At 70.8% G+C, this 16,239-nt stretch carries 12 protein-coding genes; 3 read left to right on the top strand and 9 right to left on the bottom strand.

Going from position 1 to position 16,239, the window contains the following annotated elements:
• Nucleotides 1-3 precede the first annotated feature (3 nt).
• From ACFPMG_RS01730 to ACFPMG_RS01705, 6 genes are all read right to left on the bottom strand, one after another.
• Nucleotides 4-792 (bottom strand): ATP-binding cassette domain-containing protein, encoded by a 789-nt coding sequence (locus tag ACFPMG_RS01730; RefSeq protein ID WP_376993525.1) that lies wholly within the window; start codon nt 790-792, stop codon nt 4-6.
• Entirely contained in the window at nt 789-1,904 is a 1,116-nt protein-coding gene (locus ACFPMG_RS01725) for an SIP domain-containing protein (protein ID WP_376993524.1), read from the bottom strand. Before ACFPMG_RS01725 ends, ACFPMG_RS01730 begins: the two co-directional genes overlap by 4 nt.
• Nucleotides 1,904-3,910, bottom strand: coding sequence for a Fe(3+)-hydroxamate ABC transporter permease FhuB (gene fhuB / locus ACFPMG_RS01720; protein ID WP_376993523.1), 2,007 nt, complete (start codon nt 3,908-3,910; stop codon nt 1,904-1,906). The genes ACFPMG_RS01725 and fhuB overlap by 1 nt, the downstream gene beginning before the upstream one ends.
• The gene (locus tag ACFPMG_RS01715) at nt 3,903-4,826 is read right to left on the bottom strand and encodes an ABC transporter substrate-binding protein (RefSeq protein ID WP_376993522.1); all 924 of its coding nucleotides are present in this window, start codon (nt 4,824-4,826) and stop codon (nt 3,903-3,905) included. Before ACFPMG_RS01715 ends, fhuB begins: the two co-directional genes overlap by 8 nt.
• Before the next feature lie 31 nt (nt 4,827-4,857).
• Nucleotides 4,858-7,011 (bottom strand): TonB-dependent siderophore receptor, encoded by a 2,154-nt coding sequence (locus ACFPMG_RS01710; RefSeq protein WP_376993521.1) that lies wholly within the window; start codon nt 7,009-7,011, stop codon nt 4,858-4,860.
• Nucleotides 7,012-7,231: 220 nt separating this feature from the next.
• Nucleotides 7,232-8,884, bottom strand: coding sequence for a cyclic peptide export ABC transporter (locus tag ACFPMG_RS01705; RefSeq protein ID WP_376993520.1), 1,653 nt, complete (start codon nt 8,882-8,884; stop codon nt 7,232-7,234).
• Nucleotides 8,885-9,090: 206 nt separating this feature from the next.
• Between ACFPMG_RS01705 and ACFPMG_RS01700 the strand changes: the two genes are divergently transcribed.
• The gene (locus ACFPMG_RS01700; RefSeq protein WP_376993519.1) at nt 9,091-10,128 is read left to right on the top strand and encodes a FecR family protein; all 1,038 of its coding nucleotides are present in this window, start codon (nt 9,091-9,093) and stop codon (nt 10,126-10,128) included.
• A 13-nt stretch (nt 10,129-10,141) separates the two neighbouring features.
• Here the strand turns inward: ACFPMG_RS01700 and ACFPMG_RS01695 are convergent, their stop codons facing one another.
• On the bottom strand, nt 10,142-12,583 hold the full coding sequence (locus ACFPMG_RS01695; protein ID WP_376993518.1) for a TonB-dependent siderophore receptor: 2,442 nt from the start codon (nt 12,581-12,583) through the stop codon (nt 10,142-10,144).
• 154 nt (nt 12,584-12,737) lie between these two features.
• On the opposite strand from ACFPMG_RS01695, the gene ACFPMG_RS01690 reads away from it, so the two are divergent.
• Nucleotides 12,738-13,271 (top strand): RNA polymerase factor sigma-70, encoded by a 534-nt coding sequence (locus tag ACFPMG_RS01690; RefSeq protein ID WP_376993517.1) that lies wholly within the window; start codon nt 12,738-12,740, stop codon nt 13,269-13,271.
• 188 nt (nt 13,272-13,459) lie between these two features.
• Nucleotides 13,460-14,398, top strand: coding sequence for a hypothetical protein (locus tag ACFPMG_RS01685; RefSeq protein ID WP_376993516.1), 939 nt, complete (start codon nt 13,460-13,462; stop codon nt 14,396-14,398).
• Nucleotides 14,399-14,606: 208 nt separating this feature from the next.
• On the opposite strand, the gene ACFPMG_RS01680 is transcribed toward ACFPMG_RS01685, so the two are convergent.
• Nucleotides 14,607-15,686 (bottom strand): metal-dependent hydrolase, encoded by a 1,080-nt coding sequence (locus tag ACFPMG_RS01680; RefSeq protein ID WP_376993515.1) that lies wholly within the window; start codon nt 15,684-15,686, stop codon nt 14,607-14,609.
• A 30-nt stretch (nt 15,687-15,716) separates the two neighbouring features.
• Nucleotides 15,717-16,103, bottom strand: coding sequence for a response regulator (locus ACFPMG_RS01675; protein WP_376993514.1), 387 nt, complete (start codon nt 16,101-16,103; stop codon nt 15,717-15,719).
• Nucleotides 16,104-16,239 lie beyond the last annotated feature (136 nt).

The raw sequence follows: 16,239 nt of genomic DNA, 5'->3' as shown, positions 1-16,239 counted from the left end.
CGCTCAGCGCACCAGCGCGACCGGCTCGCCGCTGTCCGGGTGGGGGATCACCGCCATCGGCACCCCGTAGATGGCGTCCAGCCGGGCCGGCGTCATGATCTCGGCCGGGGGGCCGCGGTCGATCAGCCGACCGCCCTGCAGGGCGACGATGTCGTCGCAGAAGCGCGCCGCCATGTTCACGTCGTGCAGCACCGCGACCACCCCGATGCCGCGCTCGCGCGACAGGCGGCGGACCAGGGCCAGCACCTCCACCTGATGGGCGACGTCGAGCGCCGAGATCGGCTCGTCGAGCAGCAGGCAGCCGGCGTCCTGCGCGATCAGCATGGCCAGCCACACCCGCTGCCGCTCGCCGCCCGACAGGCTGTCGACCAGCCGGTCGGCGAAGGGCGCGGTGTCGGTCAGCGCCAGCGCCTCCTCCACCTTGCGGGCGTCCTCCGCGCGGAAGGCGCCGAGAGCGCCGTGCCAGGGATAGCGGCCGAGCGCCACCAACTCCCGCACCAGCAGGCCGGACGCCGCGGGCATGTGCTGCGGCAGATAGCCGATCCGGCGGGCGAGCGCCCGCTGCCGCCAGCGGTCCAGCGGCTGGCCGTCGAACAGCACCCGTCCGTCGCTCGGCTGCTGCTGGCGGGCGAGGATCTTCAGCAGGGTCGATTTGCCGGAGCCGTTGTGGCCGATCAGAGCGGTCACCCGGTGGGGGAATAGGTCGCAGGACGGCAGGTCGAGCAGCAGGCGCCCCGGCAACGCGAAGCGCACCCCGTCGAGGCGGAACATCGGCTCCATGGCGGGCATCATGCAGACGCCCCCGGCGGGGTGCGCCGCCAGTAGGCGACGGCGAGCATGCGGTCGCGGTCGACGCCGCATCCGCGCAGATGCTCGCGCAGCCGGGCGAGGTCGTCGAACTCGCAGGCGACCCAGGCGAACAGGGTGGCGCTGTCCGCCGGGAGGGGCAGGGCGCGCACCGCCTCGACCAGCGGGCTGGCCGTATCGGCGCTGCGGCGGTGCAGCCAGCGGATGGTGATTCCCGTGGGGCCCCGGAGCGGCAGCTCGTCCGCCGCGTCCTCCACCTCGATCAGGGCGGTGCCACGGGCGTCGTCGGGCAGCTCCTCCAGGATGCGGGCGATGGCGGGGAGGGCGGTCTCGTCGCCGGCCAGCAGGTACCAGGAGGCCGGACGGATGCCCAGCCCGTAGGGGCCGGACATGCCGCAGAGGTCGCCGGGCCGCGCCCGCCGGGCGAAGTCGGCGCCGGGGGCCTCGCCGGAATGGCCGTCATCATGGCCGTCATCATGGCGGTCGTCCTCGTGCAGGACGACGTCGATGTCCAGCTCACCGGCGTCGGCATCGACACGCCGCAGGGTGTAGTAGCGGACCGCCGGCCGGCGCTCCGGCTCCGGCAGGACCGGCCGCCCGTCGGGGCCGGGGCGCGGCCAGGACGGCACCGCCAGCCCTGGCGGCGGCAGGTAGAGGCGGACATGCAGGTTGTCCGACGTCGCGAAGCGGCCGAGATCCCGGCCGCGGAAGGTGATGCGGCGCAGGCGCGGGGTCAGGTCGCGGACGGCGGCGACGCGGATTTCGCGGAAATCGGCGAACAAGGCCCCGGTCTCGACGTCGCCGGTCCAGACGATCGCCGCGTCCTCCCCGAGCAGGCCGAGCAGCTGCTCGGTGACCGAGCCGCGGAACCGCTCCAGGAGGCCGCGGTCGTCCGATTCCGTCCGCAGACGCAGCGCGTCCGTGCCCACGGTCAGCGTCAGGCGGCCGAACGGCCCGTCCGTCGTCAGGCGGTCGCCGTCGCGGGTGAAGGTCAGCCCGTAGGGCTCGGAGGCGGCGACCAGCCAGTCCGCCGCGGCGGCGGGGGTACCGGGGAGGATGTCTCGGGAAATCGCGGTGTCGCAGAGGAAGCGGGTCATCAGCGCCGTCCCAGAAGCCAGAGGAGGAAGGGGCCGCCGATCACGGAGGCGAGCAGCCCGGCCGGCACTTGATAGGGGAAGATCACGCCGCGTCCAAGCCAGTCGGCGGCCAGCATGACCAGCCCGCCGAGCAGGGCGGAGCCGGCGAGATGGGCCGCCGCCCGCTGCAGGCCGAGCATGCGGGCGAGGTGCGGCCCCATCAGCCCGACGAAGCTCAGCGGCCCGACGATCAGCGTCGCCGCCGCGGTCAGCAGCGCCGACAGGCTGAACAGGACGGCGCGGCTGAGCGGCGGGCTGACCCCCAGCGCCGCCGCCACCCCGCCGCCGAGCGGCAGCAGGTCGAGCCAGCGGGCGACGAAGGGGATGGCGGCGACGGCGAGCAGGGCGAGCAGCAGCGCCGCCAATCCGTCGGTCCAGCCGACCAGATAGGTCGAACCGGACAGCCAGGTGACGAGTGTCTGCAGGCGCGGGTCCTGCCCGGCCATCAGAACGGCGACGACGACCCCGGAGATGGAGCTGGTGGCGATCCCGGCCAGCAGCAGCCGGTCGGGCGAGACGCCGTCCTTGCGGCCGAGCGCCAGCATCGCCGCCAGCACCGCTGCCGCTCCCGCCCCGCCGGCCAGGATCTGGGCGCCGCGGCCGGGGGCCCCCGGATCCTGGCCGGCGGAGAACATCAGAACGATCACACCGAGGATCGCGCCGGAGGAAACGCCGAGGATTTCCGGCGCCGCCAGCGGGTTGCCGGTCATCCGCTGCAGCGTGGCGCCGGCCACCGCCAGCATCGCCCCGCCGGCCAGCGCCGCCAGCGCCCGCGGCATCCGCCAGGGCTCCACCGCGGCAAGGGCGCTGCCGGCACTCCACTCCCAGCCGTCCGGACCGCGGCCGGCGGCGACCGCCGTCCACAGGGCCAGCGGCAGCAGCAGGGCGCCGGCGGCGAGCAGCAACGCCGGGCGGTGCGCCCGCGGCGGCGGCGCTGCGGCGGCGGTGACCGGTGGCGCCGCCGTGCGCAGGCGGGGCAGCAGCCACAGCAGCATCGGCACGCCCAGCACCGCGGTGACGGCGCCGGTCGGCAGCTCGCGGTAGGTGACCGGGGCCAGCAGCACGAGGGCGTCGGTCGCCCACAGCAGGGCGGCGCCGCACAGCGTCGCCCACAGCAGGCGCGGACCCAGCCGGCGGGCGCCGGCCATGCCGACGATGGTCGGGGCGGCCAGCCCGACGAAGCTGACCACGCCGACGGCGGCGACGCTCAGCGCCGCCAGCATCACCGCGATCACCAGTCCGGCCAGCCGGGCGCTCGCCACCGACAGGCCCAGGCTGCGCGCCCCGCCCTCACCGAGGCCGAGCAGGACCAGCGGGCGAAGGACCAGGACGGCGGCAAGCGCCAGCACCGTCAGCCGCGGCGCCAGGAAGGCGGCCGTGCCCCAATCCTGCTGGTCGAGGAAGCCGGCGCCCCACAGGAACAGGCCGATCAGCAGGTCGTGGTTGAACAGCACCATCACGCCGCTGACCGACCCGGCGTAAAGGCTGAGGACGAGGCCGGCCAGAACGACGGTGACCGGCGACAGCCCCTTGCGCCAGGACAGCGCCAGCAGCGCCGCCGCCGACAGCCCGGCGCCGGCCAGCGCCACCCATTCCCGCCCCAGCGCCAGCGCGTCGGGCAGCCACAGCGTGGCGACGGCGAGCGACAGATGCGCGCCGGCGGAGATGCCCAGCGTGGCGGGCTCGGCCAGCGGGTTGCGCAGGACCTGTTGCAGGATGGCCCCGGCGAGCCCCAGCGCCGCCCCGACCAGCAGGGCGACCGCGAAGCGCGGGAACAGGACGTAATGGGCGGCGAGTTGCTCGAGCCGCGCCGGGTCGGGAGCGACGAGCGCCCGCCACCACAGCTCCGGCGGCAACTGCCGCTCAAGGACGACGACGGACGCCAGCCCGGCCAGCAGGAACAGGCCGAGGACCGGTCCGGCGGGACCGAAGCGGCGGGACGGGGGTGATGTCGCGGTGTCAGCCATGATGCGGGGCAAGCCCTTCGCCGAGCAGGCGGACGAAGCGCTCCGCGGTCGGCACGCCGCCATAGAACAGGATGGGCGGCAGGATGGTGACCCGGCCTTCACGCAGGAAGGGCAACCCGGCGAACAGCGGCAGGACAGCCAGCGACTCCAGCGCCCGCCGGCCCTCGCTGCCGATGTGGACCAGCCCGGCGTCGGGACGCCCGGCCAGCCGGTCCATGGTCGCCGTGGCGTGGCCGTAGGGGCCGCTGGGACCGGTCCAGGCGTTCTCGATCCCCAGCCGGTCAAGGACATCCTGATAGAGGCTGTTGCGCCCATGGACGAGGACGCGCCTGCCGTCGAGAACGCTGAGGACATAGAGCGGGCGCGGCTCCCGGATAGACAGGCGGGCGCGCGCCTCTTCCATCGCGCGGTCGAGCCGGGCGACCGCGCGGTCCGCCGCCTCCGGCACGCCGAGACCGGCGGCCAGCTCGCGCAGCGAGGCGACGGCGAAGGCGAGTTGTCCGCCTGGCCGCCCGTCCTCGTCGGATCGGGTGTCGAAGGACTGGTAGAGGGTCACGGGGGCGATCCGTTCCAGCCGGCCCCGCACCGCCGACAGCATGCCGTCGGTGACGAAGCGCGCCGGCGCCAGCCGGTCGAGCAGTTCCAGGTTCGGCTCCGCCCGCGCGCCGATGTCCAGGACGCCGTCCGGCACCGCCGGTTCGATCACCGACCGCCGGTAGCGGTCCAGCTCGGGCAGTCCGCGGGGAGCGATGCCCAGCGACAGCAGCGCCTGAGCGCTCGTCCAGTCGAGCGCGCAGACCCCGCCGGCCGTTCCCCGCTCCGCCGACCATGCGCCGCCGGTCATCAGGCAGACTGGCAGCATGGCGGCGGTGCGGAGGAACCGGCGCCGATCGACGGCGCCGTCGATGCCCGGCATCGGTGGCAACATCGGGGACAAGGGTCCGGCCTTACCAGCTGTACTTCAGAGTCGCCAGGATTTGGCGGCGGTTGCCATAGAGCACGGTGTTGTCGTAGAAGCCCGCCGAATAGTACGTCTTGTCGGTCAGGTTGCTGACGTTGAGCGCGGCGCTGGCGCCCGCCAGTTCCGGACGCAGGGCGCCCAGGTCGTAGCGGATGGCGGCGTCGAACAGCGTGTAGTCGGGAATGGTCGCGGTATTGGCGGCGTTCTTGGACGAGCCGACGTAGCGCACGCCCGCCCCGAGCCCGAGGCCGTCCAGCGGACCCGACCGGAAGGTGTAGTCGCCCCAGGCCGAGGCCATGTGGCGGGGAATTCCCTTCGGCTGCAGCCCGACCGAGCTGCTGGTGGAGCCGACGGCGGGATTGTCCTTGGTGATCTCGGCGTCGACGAAGGCGTAGGAGGCGATCAGGCTGAACGCCTCCGTCAGCGCCATCTTGCCTTCCAGCTCGATGCCGCGGCTGCGGATCTCGCCTTCCTGCACGGCGTAGCCGCTGTAGAGCGGGTCGTTGGTCGCGACGTTCTGCTGGGTGATGTGGTAGAGCGAGGCGGAGATGAAGCTGTTCCAGCCCGTCGGCTGGTACTTCACGCCCACCTCGTACTGCGTGCCGGTGGTCGGCTTGAAGGTGCCGCCGCCGCGTTCCGGCGCCAGTGTGCCGGTGGTCGGCTGGAACGAGGTCGCGTAGCTGGCGTAGGGCGCGATGCCGCTGTCGAAGACGTAGCCGAGGCCGGCGCGTCCGGTGAAATCCTGGTCGCGCGTGGTCTGGAAGCCGTTGGACAGGTTGTCGACCTCCTTGCCGACCACCCAGTCCTGACGGCCGCTGAGCGTCAGGATCCAGTTGTCGTAGCGCAGCTGGTCCTGGAGATAGGCGCCGATCTGGGACAGCTTGCTCTTCCCGTTCACCCAGGGGTCGGCGTAGATGAACTCCGTCCCCGGATAGGTCGGGTTGAAGATGTCGACGACCAGCGAATTCAGCGTGTTCCGCCGCGTCTCCTTGCCGGAATAGTAGCCGTAATCGACGCCGGCCAGGATGGTGTGCGAGATCGGGCCGGTGGTCAGCTTGCCCTGGATGTTGCTGTCGATCAGGTAGGTGTCGGTGCTTTTTGGACGGTCCTGCAGCCCCACCGGGTAGTAGCGCCCGTCCACCAGCTCGACCGGCCATTCGGTGCTGAAGGCGGACTGGAAGCTCACCCGCGAATGCATGTAGCGGGCGTTCTGGTGGACCGTCCAGCTCGGGCTCAGCTCATGATCGATCTCATAGCCGATCGACGTGTTCTTCACCCGCCAGTCGGACACGCCCGGAACGCCGAAATAGAGGTCGGTGCCGATCTGGTCGAGCGCGCTGCGCGGGATGCTCTGCTCCGCCCCGCTCATCTTCAGCGACTGATAGCTGGCGAGCAGGGTCATCCTGGTCTTGTCGGTCGGCTTGAAGGTCACGGCCGGCGCGAGGTAGAGGCGGTCGTCCGGCGCGTGGTCGACCTGGGTGTCGGACAGGCGGCCGAGCCCGGTCAGGCGGTAGAGCACCTTGCCCTCGCCGTCGACCGGCCCGCCGAAATCGAAGGCGGCCTGACGGCGCTTGTAACTGCCGGTCTGCAACTGGATTTCGTGCAGCGGCTCGGCGGTCGGCCGCTTGGTGGTCAGGTTGACCACGCCGCCGGGCGAGGTTTGGCCGAACAGGACCGACGAGGGGCCCTTCACGACGTCGACGCGCTCCAGCCCGTAGGGTTCGAAATTGGTGTCGTAGTTGTTGAAGCCGGCCCGCAGGCTGTCGCGGTAGATGCCGAACAGGTTGAAGTCGCGGAAGCCGCGCATCGAGAAATCCGGGGCGCCGGGGCCGCCGGGGTAATCGACCACGGAGATGCCGGGCGAATAGGCGACCGCGCCGGCGAAATCCTGCACGGCGCGCTGGTCCAGCTCCTCGCGGGTCACGACGGAAATGGTCTGCGGAATCTCGACGAGCGGCGTCTCGACCTTGGTGCCGACGGCGCTGCGCGTCGCGACATAGCCGTCGGTGCCGCCGACGACGCCCTGGACGGTGATCGGGGCGAGAACCGTGGCGTTGACGCCGGTCGATCCGCCGTCGACCGTTCCGCCTTCCGGCTGTTGCTGCGCCAGGGCGGTTGGCTGATGCGCCAAACCGGTCATTCCCGCCAACGTCGTCGCCAACAGGAACGCTTTCAGACGCCCGCGTTTGCCCGTCGCCGGACGACCGGCCGCTGTGGCCGCCCCAACCCCAATCTCCATTTCCAAACCCCCGAATGACGCTCGATCCGGCGGGTTCCGCGTCCTGCGAAACCCGTCTCCTGGCTCTAAGACGAAGGGGGTAGGCGGAACTTAAGGGGATTCTTTCATCGCCGCGAATTTTTTAGCGGGTGAATTTTTCCTGCACGACCGCCCCCGCGGTCAGCCGGAGCAGATGGTCGGCCACGTCGAAATAGCGATCGTCGTGGGAGATGACGATGATCGTCTTGCCCATCGCCTTCAGGCTCGGCAGCAGCTCGGTGTAGAAGATCCGCCGGAAGGCCGGGTCCTGGTCGGCGGCCCACTCGTCGAACACCAGCACCGGCCGCCCCTCCGTCCAGGCCTGGAGCAGGGCCAGCCGCTTGCGCTGTCCGGTGGACAGGTCGGTGGTGCTGAACACCCCGTCGACCAGACTGACCTTGTGGGCGATCTCCAGCCGTTCCAGATAGGCCTGGGCTTCCTCCGGCACGTTTCCGCCCGCCTGGATCAGGTCGTCGAACAGGAAATAGTCGGCGAAGATGGTGGTGAAGAGTTGGCGGTAGTCGTCGCGCGTCTCCGGCGTCACCGGCCGACCGTTCAACAGGATGTCCCCGCCCTGCGGGGCGTAGAGGCCGAGCAGCATCTTGATCAGCGTGGTCTTGCCGCAGCCGTTCTCGCCGACGATGAACAGGATCTCACCGCGGCCGACGCGCAGCGACACGGGGCCGAGCACGAAGGGCGCGACGCCCGGCCCGGCCGGCGGATAGGCATAGCGGGCGTCGCGCAGTTCCAGCGAGTCGATGGTCGCGGGCGGCGGGCCGTCGTCCTTCATCAGCAGATGCGGTTCCGGCGAGGCGAAGGCCGCCGACAGTTCGGCGATGCGGCGGAAGGCGACCTGGGCGCGGCTGACGATGGGCAGCGTGCCGATCAGATGCTCCAGCGGCCCCTTCATGTAGAGCAGGACCAGGATGAAGCCGCTCAGCGTGCCACGGTCGGTGCTGGGCCACAGCGTCTCGACGCCGAGCGCCACCCCGATGACGATGAAGAACAGGGTGGAGCCGAACCCCTTGGCGACGACGAAGAGGGTGATCGAGCGGATCTGGACGTCGCGGATGCGGTCGATGGTCCCGCGCAGCGCCTCGCTCTGCAGGCGCAGCCGGCGCGGCCGGTTGATGCGCAGCTCCTTCGCCCCTTCCGCCAGCGAGCGGTAATGCTTCTGCAACTCGTCCTCGTGGGCGCGTGCCTCCTGGAAGCCCTCGATGCCGCGGCCGCGCGCGGCGTACTGCGCGGCGCTGCCGATCAGGATGGCCGCCGCCGTCGCCAGAAACATCGGCCAGGACAGCAGCGCCAGATAGACGAGGCTGCCCAGCGTGACGCTGAGCGACACCGCCAGCGGCGCGAAGGCGAAGGCGAAATCGCTGATGGTGTCCACATCGTGGGTCAGCACGGGGATCAGGCGGTGGCTGCGGTAGCGCTCCAGCCGGTCGATCGGCGCGGTCAGGATGCGGTCGCCCAGATCCTTGCGCAGCCGCGCGATGACCTGCTGCCCGATCCGGTTGGTGCCGATGTCGGACAGAACCGATCCGGCCAACGCCAGGGCGCACAGCCCGGCGAAGGCGAGCAGGAGCCCGGCGCCGGGGCTGTCCCCGGCGTGCAGGATGCGGTTGATGGCGGCGAGCAGCCCGGTCACGCTGAGCCCGCCCAGCACCCCCAGCAGGGTGGCGGCAGCGAGCAGCGGCCAGAAGGGGCGCAGGAGGCGGAGCAGCGCGGAAACGCTGGAACGGGGGGACGTCGGCATCGGCTTTCCAGGGGGACGGGACGGATGGCGGCCGGTGCGCAACCCCGCCGGGGGCGGGCGCGCACGGCCCTCCTGACTAGGACGAACGAGCGGCGCGAAACTGAAACGGCGCTTGCCGACCCGGTGCGGCGATCCGCCCCGTCTTGCGGTTCGGTCCCGGTCTGCCCTATAGCTGGCACACGATTTCCGGAGCCGAGCGGGCCTGTATGCCTCCGTCCCATCCTTCCGACGACGACCGCGTGACCGAAGAGGCGGCGGACTGGTGCCTGCGCCTGCAAGCGGAGGAGGTGAGCGACGCCGACCGGGCCGCCTTCGAACGTTGGTGCCGGGAGGACCCGCGCCATCTTGAGGAATTCGACGCGATGCGGGAACTCTGGGGCCTGTCCGCCGGACTGCGGCCGCGGGTGACCGCGCCCCCCGCCGCCATGCTCACTCCGGCGGCGGTGGTGGCGGCGGCGCGGCCTGCGCCGGTGCGCGGGCGGGCGGCGAACACCGGTGCCGTCCGAACCCCGAGACGGCAGCGGCGCTGGGCGCTGGCGGCCTGCGTCGCGGCGGCCCTGGCCGTCGGCTGGCCGGTGGGCTGGTCGTTCGGTGTGCTGCCCGGCACGGTGGACGTCTTCCTCGGCGGCGACCGGCACCGCGTGGTCGGTCTGCCCGACGGCTCCACGGTGGATCTGAACGTCCGCACCACCCTGTTCTACGCCCAGTTCCGCGATCGCCGCAGCGTCCTGATGGACCATGGCGAGGCCTATCTCGCGGTCGCGAGCGATGCCGCGCGGCCCTTCACCGTCTTCACCGCCGCCCATCAGGTCCGGGTGACCGGCACGAAGTTCAACGTCTGGGCCAACGACGGCGAACTCGTCGTGACTCTGGCCGAAGGGGCGGTGACCGTGAGCGCCGCCGCCGCGGCGGGGGAGGAGCCCCTGCGGCTGACGCCGGGCCAGCAGGGCCGCTTCGCCCGCGACAGCCGGTTCGGCAGCGTCGCGCGCGTCGATCCGACGCGGGTGCTGTCCTGGCGTGACGGCAAGCTGGTGTTCGACGACATCACCCTGGCCGACGCGGTCCCGTTGCTGAACCCCTACCTGTCGCAGCCGCTGCGCTTGGCCGACCGCCGGGTCGGGGCGATGCGCATCGGCGGCGTGTACGACGTCGCCGACCTTGACCGCGTGGTGGCGTCGCTGCCGCGGGTGCTGCCGGTGACGCTGGTCGCGAAGGACGGCGTGCTCCTCCTCTCCGCCCGCTGAGGCCGCGGGCCGGTCACCAGTGGTAGGACAGGGTCGCCAGCACCGCCCGCCGGTTGCCGAAGAAAACCGAGTTCTCATAGAAGCCCGGCGAGAAATAGCGGCGGTCGAACAGGTTGGTCGCGGTCAGCGTCAGCCCGACCCCGTCGAGCGACGGGCCGAGCCGGTCCAGCTCGTAGCCCAGGCTGACATCGACCAGCGTGTAGGCGGGGACGCGCACGCTGTTCGCGGCGTTGTATGTCGCGCCGACATACCGCATCCCGATGCCGGCGGTCAGGCCATCGGCCGGCCCCTCCTCGAAACGCTGGCGCAGCCAGAGCGACGCGGCGTGGCGGGGGACCGAGGCCACGCGGTTTCCGGTCTTGTCGGTGCCCCCGGGGTCGGGGGTGTCGCGGGCGACGCGTGCGTCGGTGTAGGCGTAGGCCGCCGTCAGATCGGTCGTTTCGCCGATCGTTGTCCGCGCCTCCAGCTCGACGCCGCGCGACCGCATTTCCCCGGTCTGGGCCGAAAAGCCGGGATGGTCCGGGTCGGCGGTGACGAGGTTGCGCTGCACCGCGCGGAACAACGACGCGGTGAACAGCCCGTCGAAGCCCTCGGGGCGGTAGCGCAGCCCGGTTTCCACCTGCGTGCCGCGGCTCGGCGAGAAGGGGCGGCCTTGCGCGTCGCTGCCGCTGGTCGGCTGGAAGGAGGTCGAATAGCCGGCGTAGGGCGTCAGGCCGTTCTCGAAGCGGTGGGCGAGGCCAACGCGCTTGGTGAAGGCGCGGTCGAATTGGCTCGTCCTCACCGGCGGACCATCGGACACGTGGCCGTGGGTGCCGGTGCGGCTCCAGTCCAGCCGCCCGCCGAGCGTCAGCCGCCAGCCCCCGAGGGCGATCTCGTCCTGGAGGTAGAGGCCGGTCTGGCGGACGCGGTCGGTCAGGTCGCTGGCCGGCGCTTCGTCCCAGGCGTAAGGGCCGCCATAGACCGGCTCGAACACGTCGAGCGGGTCGGCAACCGTGCCGTTCCGGCGCGTCTCGTGCGCCCCGTGGCGGCCGTGGTCGACGCCGGCCAGCAGGCCATGGTGGAGCGGCCCGGTGGTGACGCCGCCTTGCAGGTTGGCGTCGGCCAGCAGGGTGGAGCTGGTCTTGGGCCGGTCCTGCAGCCCGAAATGGTAGTAGCGGTCGGCCTCCAGCTCGCCGGACGCCGCCCAGCTTGACCGGTAGCCGACGCGGCTGCGGCTGTGGCGCAGGCTCTGGTTCAGCGTCCAGTCGCCACCCAAGACCCTGCCCAGGGCATGGCGGACCTCATAACCGGCCGAGAGGGTGCGCGAGCGGTAGGAACTCAGCCCCGGATAACCGAGGAACAGGCTGGAATCGAGGCGGCCGTAGGGATTGTCCAGCACCGTGCCCGACGCCGGGAAGCTCTGCTCCGCACCCATCTTGCGGAAATCGAGAAGGCTGGCGAGAAGCGTGATCTCGGTGTCCTCGCCGGCCGACCAGGACAGCGCGGGGGCGACGTAAAGGCGGTCGTCCGGCGTATGGTCGACCTGCGTGCCGCTTCGCCGTGACAGCACGGTCAGGCGATAGCGCAGCGATCCTTCGGCGTCGATGCGGTCGCCGATGCGGTCACCGATGTCGGCGGTGACCTGCCGCCGGTCATGGCTTCCGCCCTGGAGCTGGAGCCGGTGCAGCGGTTGGCCGGTCGGGCGCTTGCTGGTCAGGGCAATGGCGCCGCCGGGCGGCATCGCCCCGTAGATGGCGGAGGCCGGTCCTTTCAGCACCTCCACCCGCTCCACACCGAAGGGCTCATACTCCAGCCCATAGGGATTGAAGCCGCTGCGCAGCCCGTCGATCAGGACGGATTCGGTGCTCTGGCGGAACCCGCGGACGAAGACGTCGATAGCGCCCTGACCGCCGGGATAGTCGATGGGACGCACCCCGGCGCTGTAGGCCAGCACGCCGTTGATGTCCTGGACGTCGCGCTGGTCGAGATCGGCGCGCGTGACGATGGAAATCCCCTGCGGCAGGTCTTCGACCGGCGTTTCCGTACGGCCGACGCTGCGGTCGGGATTGGCGAGGCTCGCCGCCCGGCCGCTTGGCGGTGGGCGGCCCTCGACCCTCAGGACAGGCAGGACGTCGGCAGTCTCCGGCTGCCGGCCGATCGTCACCATCCGGTCCCGCAGGTCGAAGGACAGGCCGGTCCCGTTCAGCAGTTCGGCGAGGGCCGCCGCCGGGGCCATGCGTCCCGCCAGGGCGCGCGACCGGCGGCCCGACACGAGGTCCGGGCTGTAGAGGATCTGCAAACCGGTCTGCTGGCCGAAGCGGGTCAGCGCCTCGCCCAGCGGAAGGGGCGGGATCGCCAGCGGCCTGTCTTGGGCCGCAGGCTGCACGGAATCAGACAGGGCGGCGGGCGGCGCGGCGAACACCGACCAGCCGAGCGCCAGCCCGCCGAGCAGAAAGCCTGCGAGGCGCGGGGTCATCCAGAACTCGCGCAACGAATACTAGAAATCACCGCAGGAATTTCTGCCTTTTCCTCATTTGCAAATGACTGTCAGTTGCATTAGCTTGCGTCGGCTTGTCAAGCCTTGGGGACTGCCGCCCCGCCGCGGCGTCGCTTTGCACAAGGATCGTCCCATGCGACCGGTAGGAACCGCCGAGAATCAGACCCTGACCGACGTCTTCACGACGCATCGGCGGTCGTTGATCGGGATGGCCGAGCGGATCACCGGTTGCCGCCACCACGCCGAGGATGTGGTTCAGGACGCCTTCGTGAAGTTGCTGGGGACGGAATCGACCAGTTCCATCCGGGCCAAGGCGGGCTACCTGATGATGGTCGTGCGCAATCTGGCGATCGATCACTACCGCCGGAAAGGCCTGGAATCGCGTCTGATGGCGGCGGAGGAGGAAGGGCAGGCGGTGAGCACGCCGGAAGCGGCCTCGCCGGAAAGCGTGAACGTGAACCGCCAGCTCCTGCAGACGCTCGAATCGGCGCTGGCCGACCTGCCGGAGCGCACCCGCTACGCCTTCGAGATGCACCGGATCCATGGCCACAGCCAGAAGGACATCGCGGAGACCCTTGGCGTGTCGCCGACACTGGTCAATTTCATGATCCGCGACGCGCTGGTTCACTGCCGCAAGGCGATGAAGCGGGCCGATCCTTCCTCCTGAACGACGGGATGGTGCCCGACCGTGATGGTTGCTTGACCTGCGGCCCGGCGACGGCGTTACCTGTCCGGAACCAGACCGGGCGAGACTGGATCGGGCGAGACTGAATCGGGAATGCCGCGCGCTGCTTCGCCCGGGTTGGCTTTGCGGACCGATCGGACGGTTTCCGCCTTCCCGGAGACCGCCCGCCCATGATGCAAGCCGCCCCCTTCCAACCGACGATGGACGTCGAAACGCCGTTGGATCGCCAGTTGCGGCTCTGGCGGGGCCACCGCCGCCCGATGCCGCCCGACGCGCGGATGCGTGCCCTGACGGAACGGTGGCTGGTTCCTCATCTGGCCGCTTTGGAAGCGCTGATGCTTGAACTGCGCCATGGGGTCGATCGGGATCGGGAGGAGGGGCGGCTGACGTTTCCGCGGCGTCGCTACCCCTACCCGAAGGGTTTTTGCCGCGAGATCACCGACGCTGTCGTCGAGCGGCTCGGCCGGCGGATCGCTGCGCCGGTCACGCCGGTCACGCAGGCTCTTGCGGCCTTCGTCCATGAAGGTGGCAACCTGTCCCCGATCTGGGGGGCGCTGCGCGGCAGCTACTTCCAGAACGCCATGCAGTTCGGCGTCCTGTACGTCGACGCGGCCAACGACACCGTGACCGTGACCAAGCCCAAGGTGGAGATCCTGCCCTGGGAGGCGAGCGGCCTCGAACCCGTCGTCGAGGTGGCCCATTTCGCCCGGATCGCGCAGATCTACTGGGGTGGGACCATCTGGGCGAACACCCTGTTCCCGCGGCTGGCGCCGGTCTTTCCCATCCTCTACGTCGACCCGGACGGGCGCTCCCGCCTGCACCCGGACGGTCTTGGGGTCTTCGCCGAGAACATGGCCGGCGGCTGCCGGTCGGCCCTGGCCTTTCTGGAACAGGAATGGGAAAGCGGGCGCGTCCCGCCGGACGACGTCGCGGCGGCGCTCGCGCCATGGCGGAACCACGGCCCCTGGTTCGAGGAGATGTGCCCGACGCCCGACTGGGACCGGCTTCGCGCCTGTTTCGCCCGGGCGGCTGATCCGCAGGGACCGTACCGCACGACCCAGGGCTTTCAAGGGATGATCGAGGCGGTCAAGCGCGCGGGGGCGGTGTAGCGCTTCCGGCACCGGTGCTGTGGAGCAGGATGGTCCGATGAACGGCATTCCCAGCATCCGGATGCCGCGGGCCTACCGCGACGCGGCACGCCGGCGGCATCCGGCTGGACGGCGTCGAGTCGGGCGGACTCAACTCCTCCGAACGGGTGGCATGAAGCGGCATCTCGGGGTCGTGCTCACGGCGTGAGGACCGCCGTGGGGGCTGGCATCAGTCGGCGCGGACCGTCCGGTCCGCCGGACCCGTGCCGACGATGCGGACCCACAGGTCCTGCCACGCCGCCTGCGACGCGTCACGGGGCGTCTGGAAGCTTTCAACCGGACCCACCAGCCTCCCCGCCGGATCGACGACGGCCCGGATGCCCCAGAAGCCGAGCGATGAGACGCCCGGCATGCCGTAGCGATGGTCGAGGGCCTGCACCAGGGTGTTCCCGGACTCCAGCGGTTGTTCGCGCCAGATGAGGTTGTCCATCGAGAACCAGCGGAAGACCTCGGCCTCCGGGGTCGCCGCGATCGCCGTGATGGCCGGCGATCGGCCCCGCTCGAACCGTTCCCAGTGGATCTTGCCGTCGCTCAGCACGGAGTGGAAGCCGACCAGCACGGCGTCCGGGGTTTCGGCCACCACCCGGCGCAGCAGCGGCTGGAACAGGGTCGGGTAGGCCGTCACATTGGTGGTTGACGGGGCCAAGCCGCCCGTCTGCGCCCTGGCGATCGCCTCGACGCGGTCGTTGATGGCCCAGCCGCCCAGCGTATAGGTCGCCACCAGGATCAGCGCCGCGCCCGCGATGTCCTGCGCCAGGGCCGCCCGCTTGCGGAGCGCGACGCCGGCCGTCAGGGCGGCGACCAGGATCAGGCTGTAGACCGGATCGATGATCGGCATCGCGTTGATCGCGAAGCGCGTGTTGGTGAGCGGATAGAGCCACTGCGTCCCGTAGGACGTGAAGACGTCGATCACCGGGTGGGTCATCAGCGCCAGGATGGCCAGCCAGATCCAGGCGCGCCGCGCCTCGCCGTCGCCCGACGGGCTGTCCGGACCATGGCGCCGGCGCTGCCAGCGCCAGACCAGCCAGCCGAGCAGCAGGCCGGCGACCGGGCCGAACAGGATCGAATGGGTCAGGCCGCGGTGGTGGACCCAATTGGCGAAGGGGCCGCCGATCCAGCCGGCGGCGACGTCCAGGTCGGGGATCAGCGCGATGCCCGCGCCGACGGCCAGCGCGCGGCGGCCCAGCCGGCGGCGGAAGCCGGCCTGCGCGACCGTGGCCCCGAGAAGCATTTGGGTGACGGTGTCCATGGTCCTCGGTTGTGCCGTGACGCGCCGGGGTCAGGCGCCGGGGGCGATCGCCAGCATCCGCTTCAGCGCGTCCGAAATCTCCTCGACGCGCACCGGCTTGGGCATGATCGCGATCGGCTCCGGAAAACTTACCTTCAGTTTTTCGGAGATCTCGCCGGTGGCGTAGCCGCTGACCACCACAACGGGCAGGCCGGGCTCCTCGCTCCGCAGGTTGCGGATCAGTTCATCGCCGGCCATCACCGGCATCCTGAGGTCGGTGACCAGGGCGTCGAAGGAATCATCCTGCCAGAGCTTCAGGGCCTCCTGGCCATTGAAGGCCGTGGTGACCCGGAACCCTTCGTCCATCAGGCCATGCTCCAGCGCCATGATCGCGATGGCTTCATCGTCGACCAGCAGGATGTGGCGGGATTCGGTCACGGCGGCTCACCATACAGAGAAAACACAGTCCTGGGTGCGGGACGATGTGGTCCAGCTCCAGGTACGATTGTAACCGGCGACGCGATGAAAAACAAAGCGGAACGGGCTATGGTTGTTTCCCCAGCCATTTCGGGGG

The organism is Azospirillum himalayense (assembly GCF_042657465.1).
In the GTDB taxonomy this organism is placed as follows: domain Bacteria; phylum Pseudomonadota; class Alphaproteobacteria; order Azospirillales; family Azospirillaceae; genus Azospirillum; species Azospirillum himalayense.
This window is presented reverse-complemented; position numbering and strand designations above follow the sequence as displayed.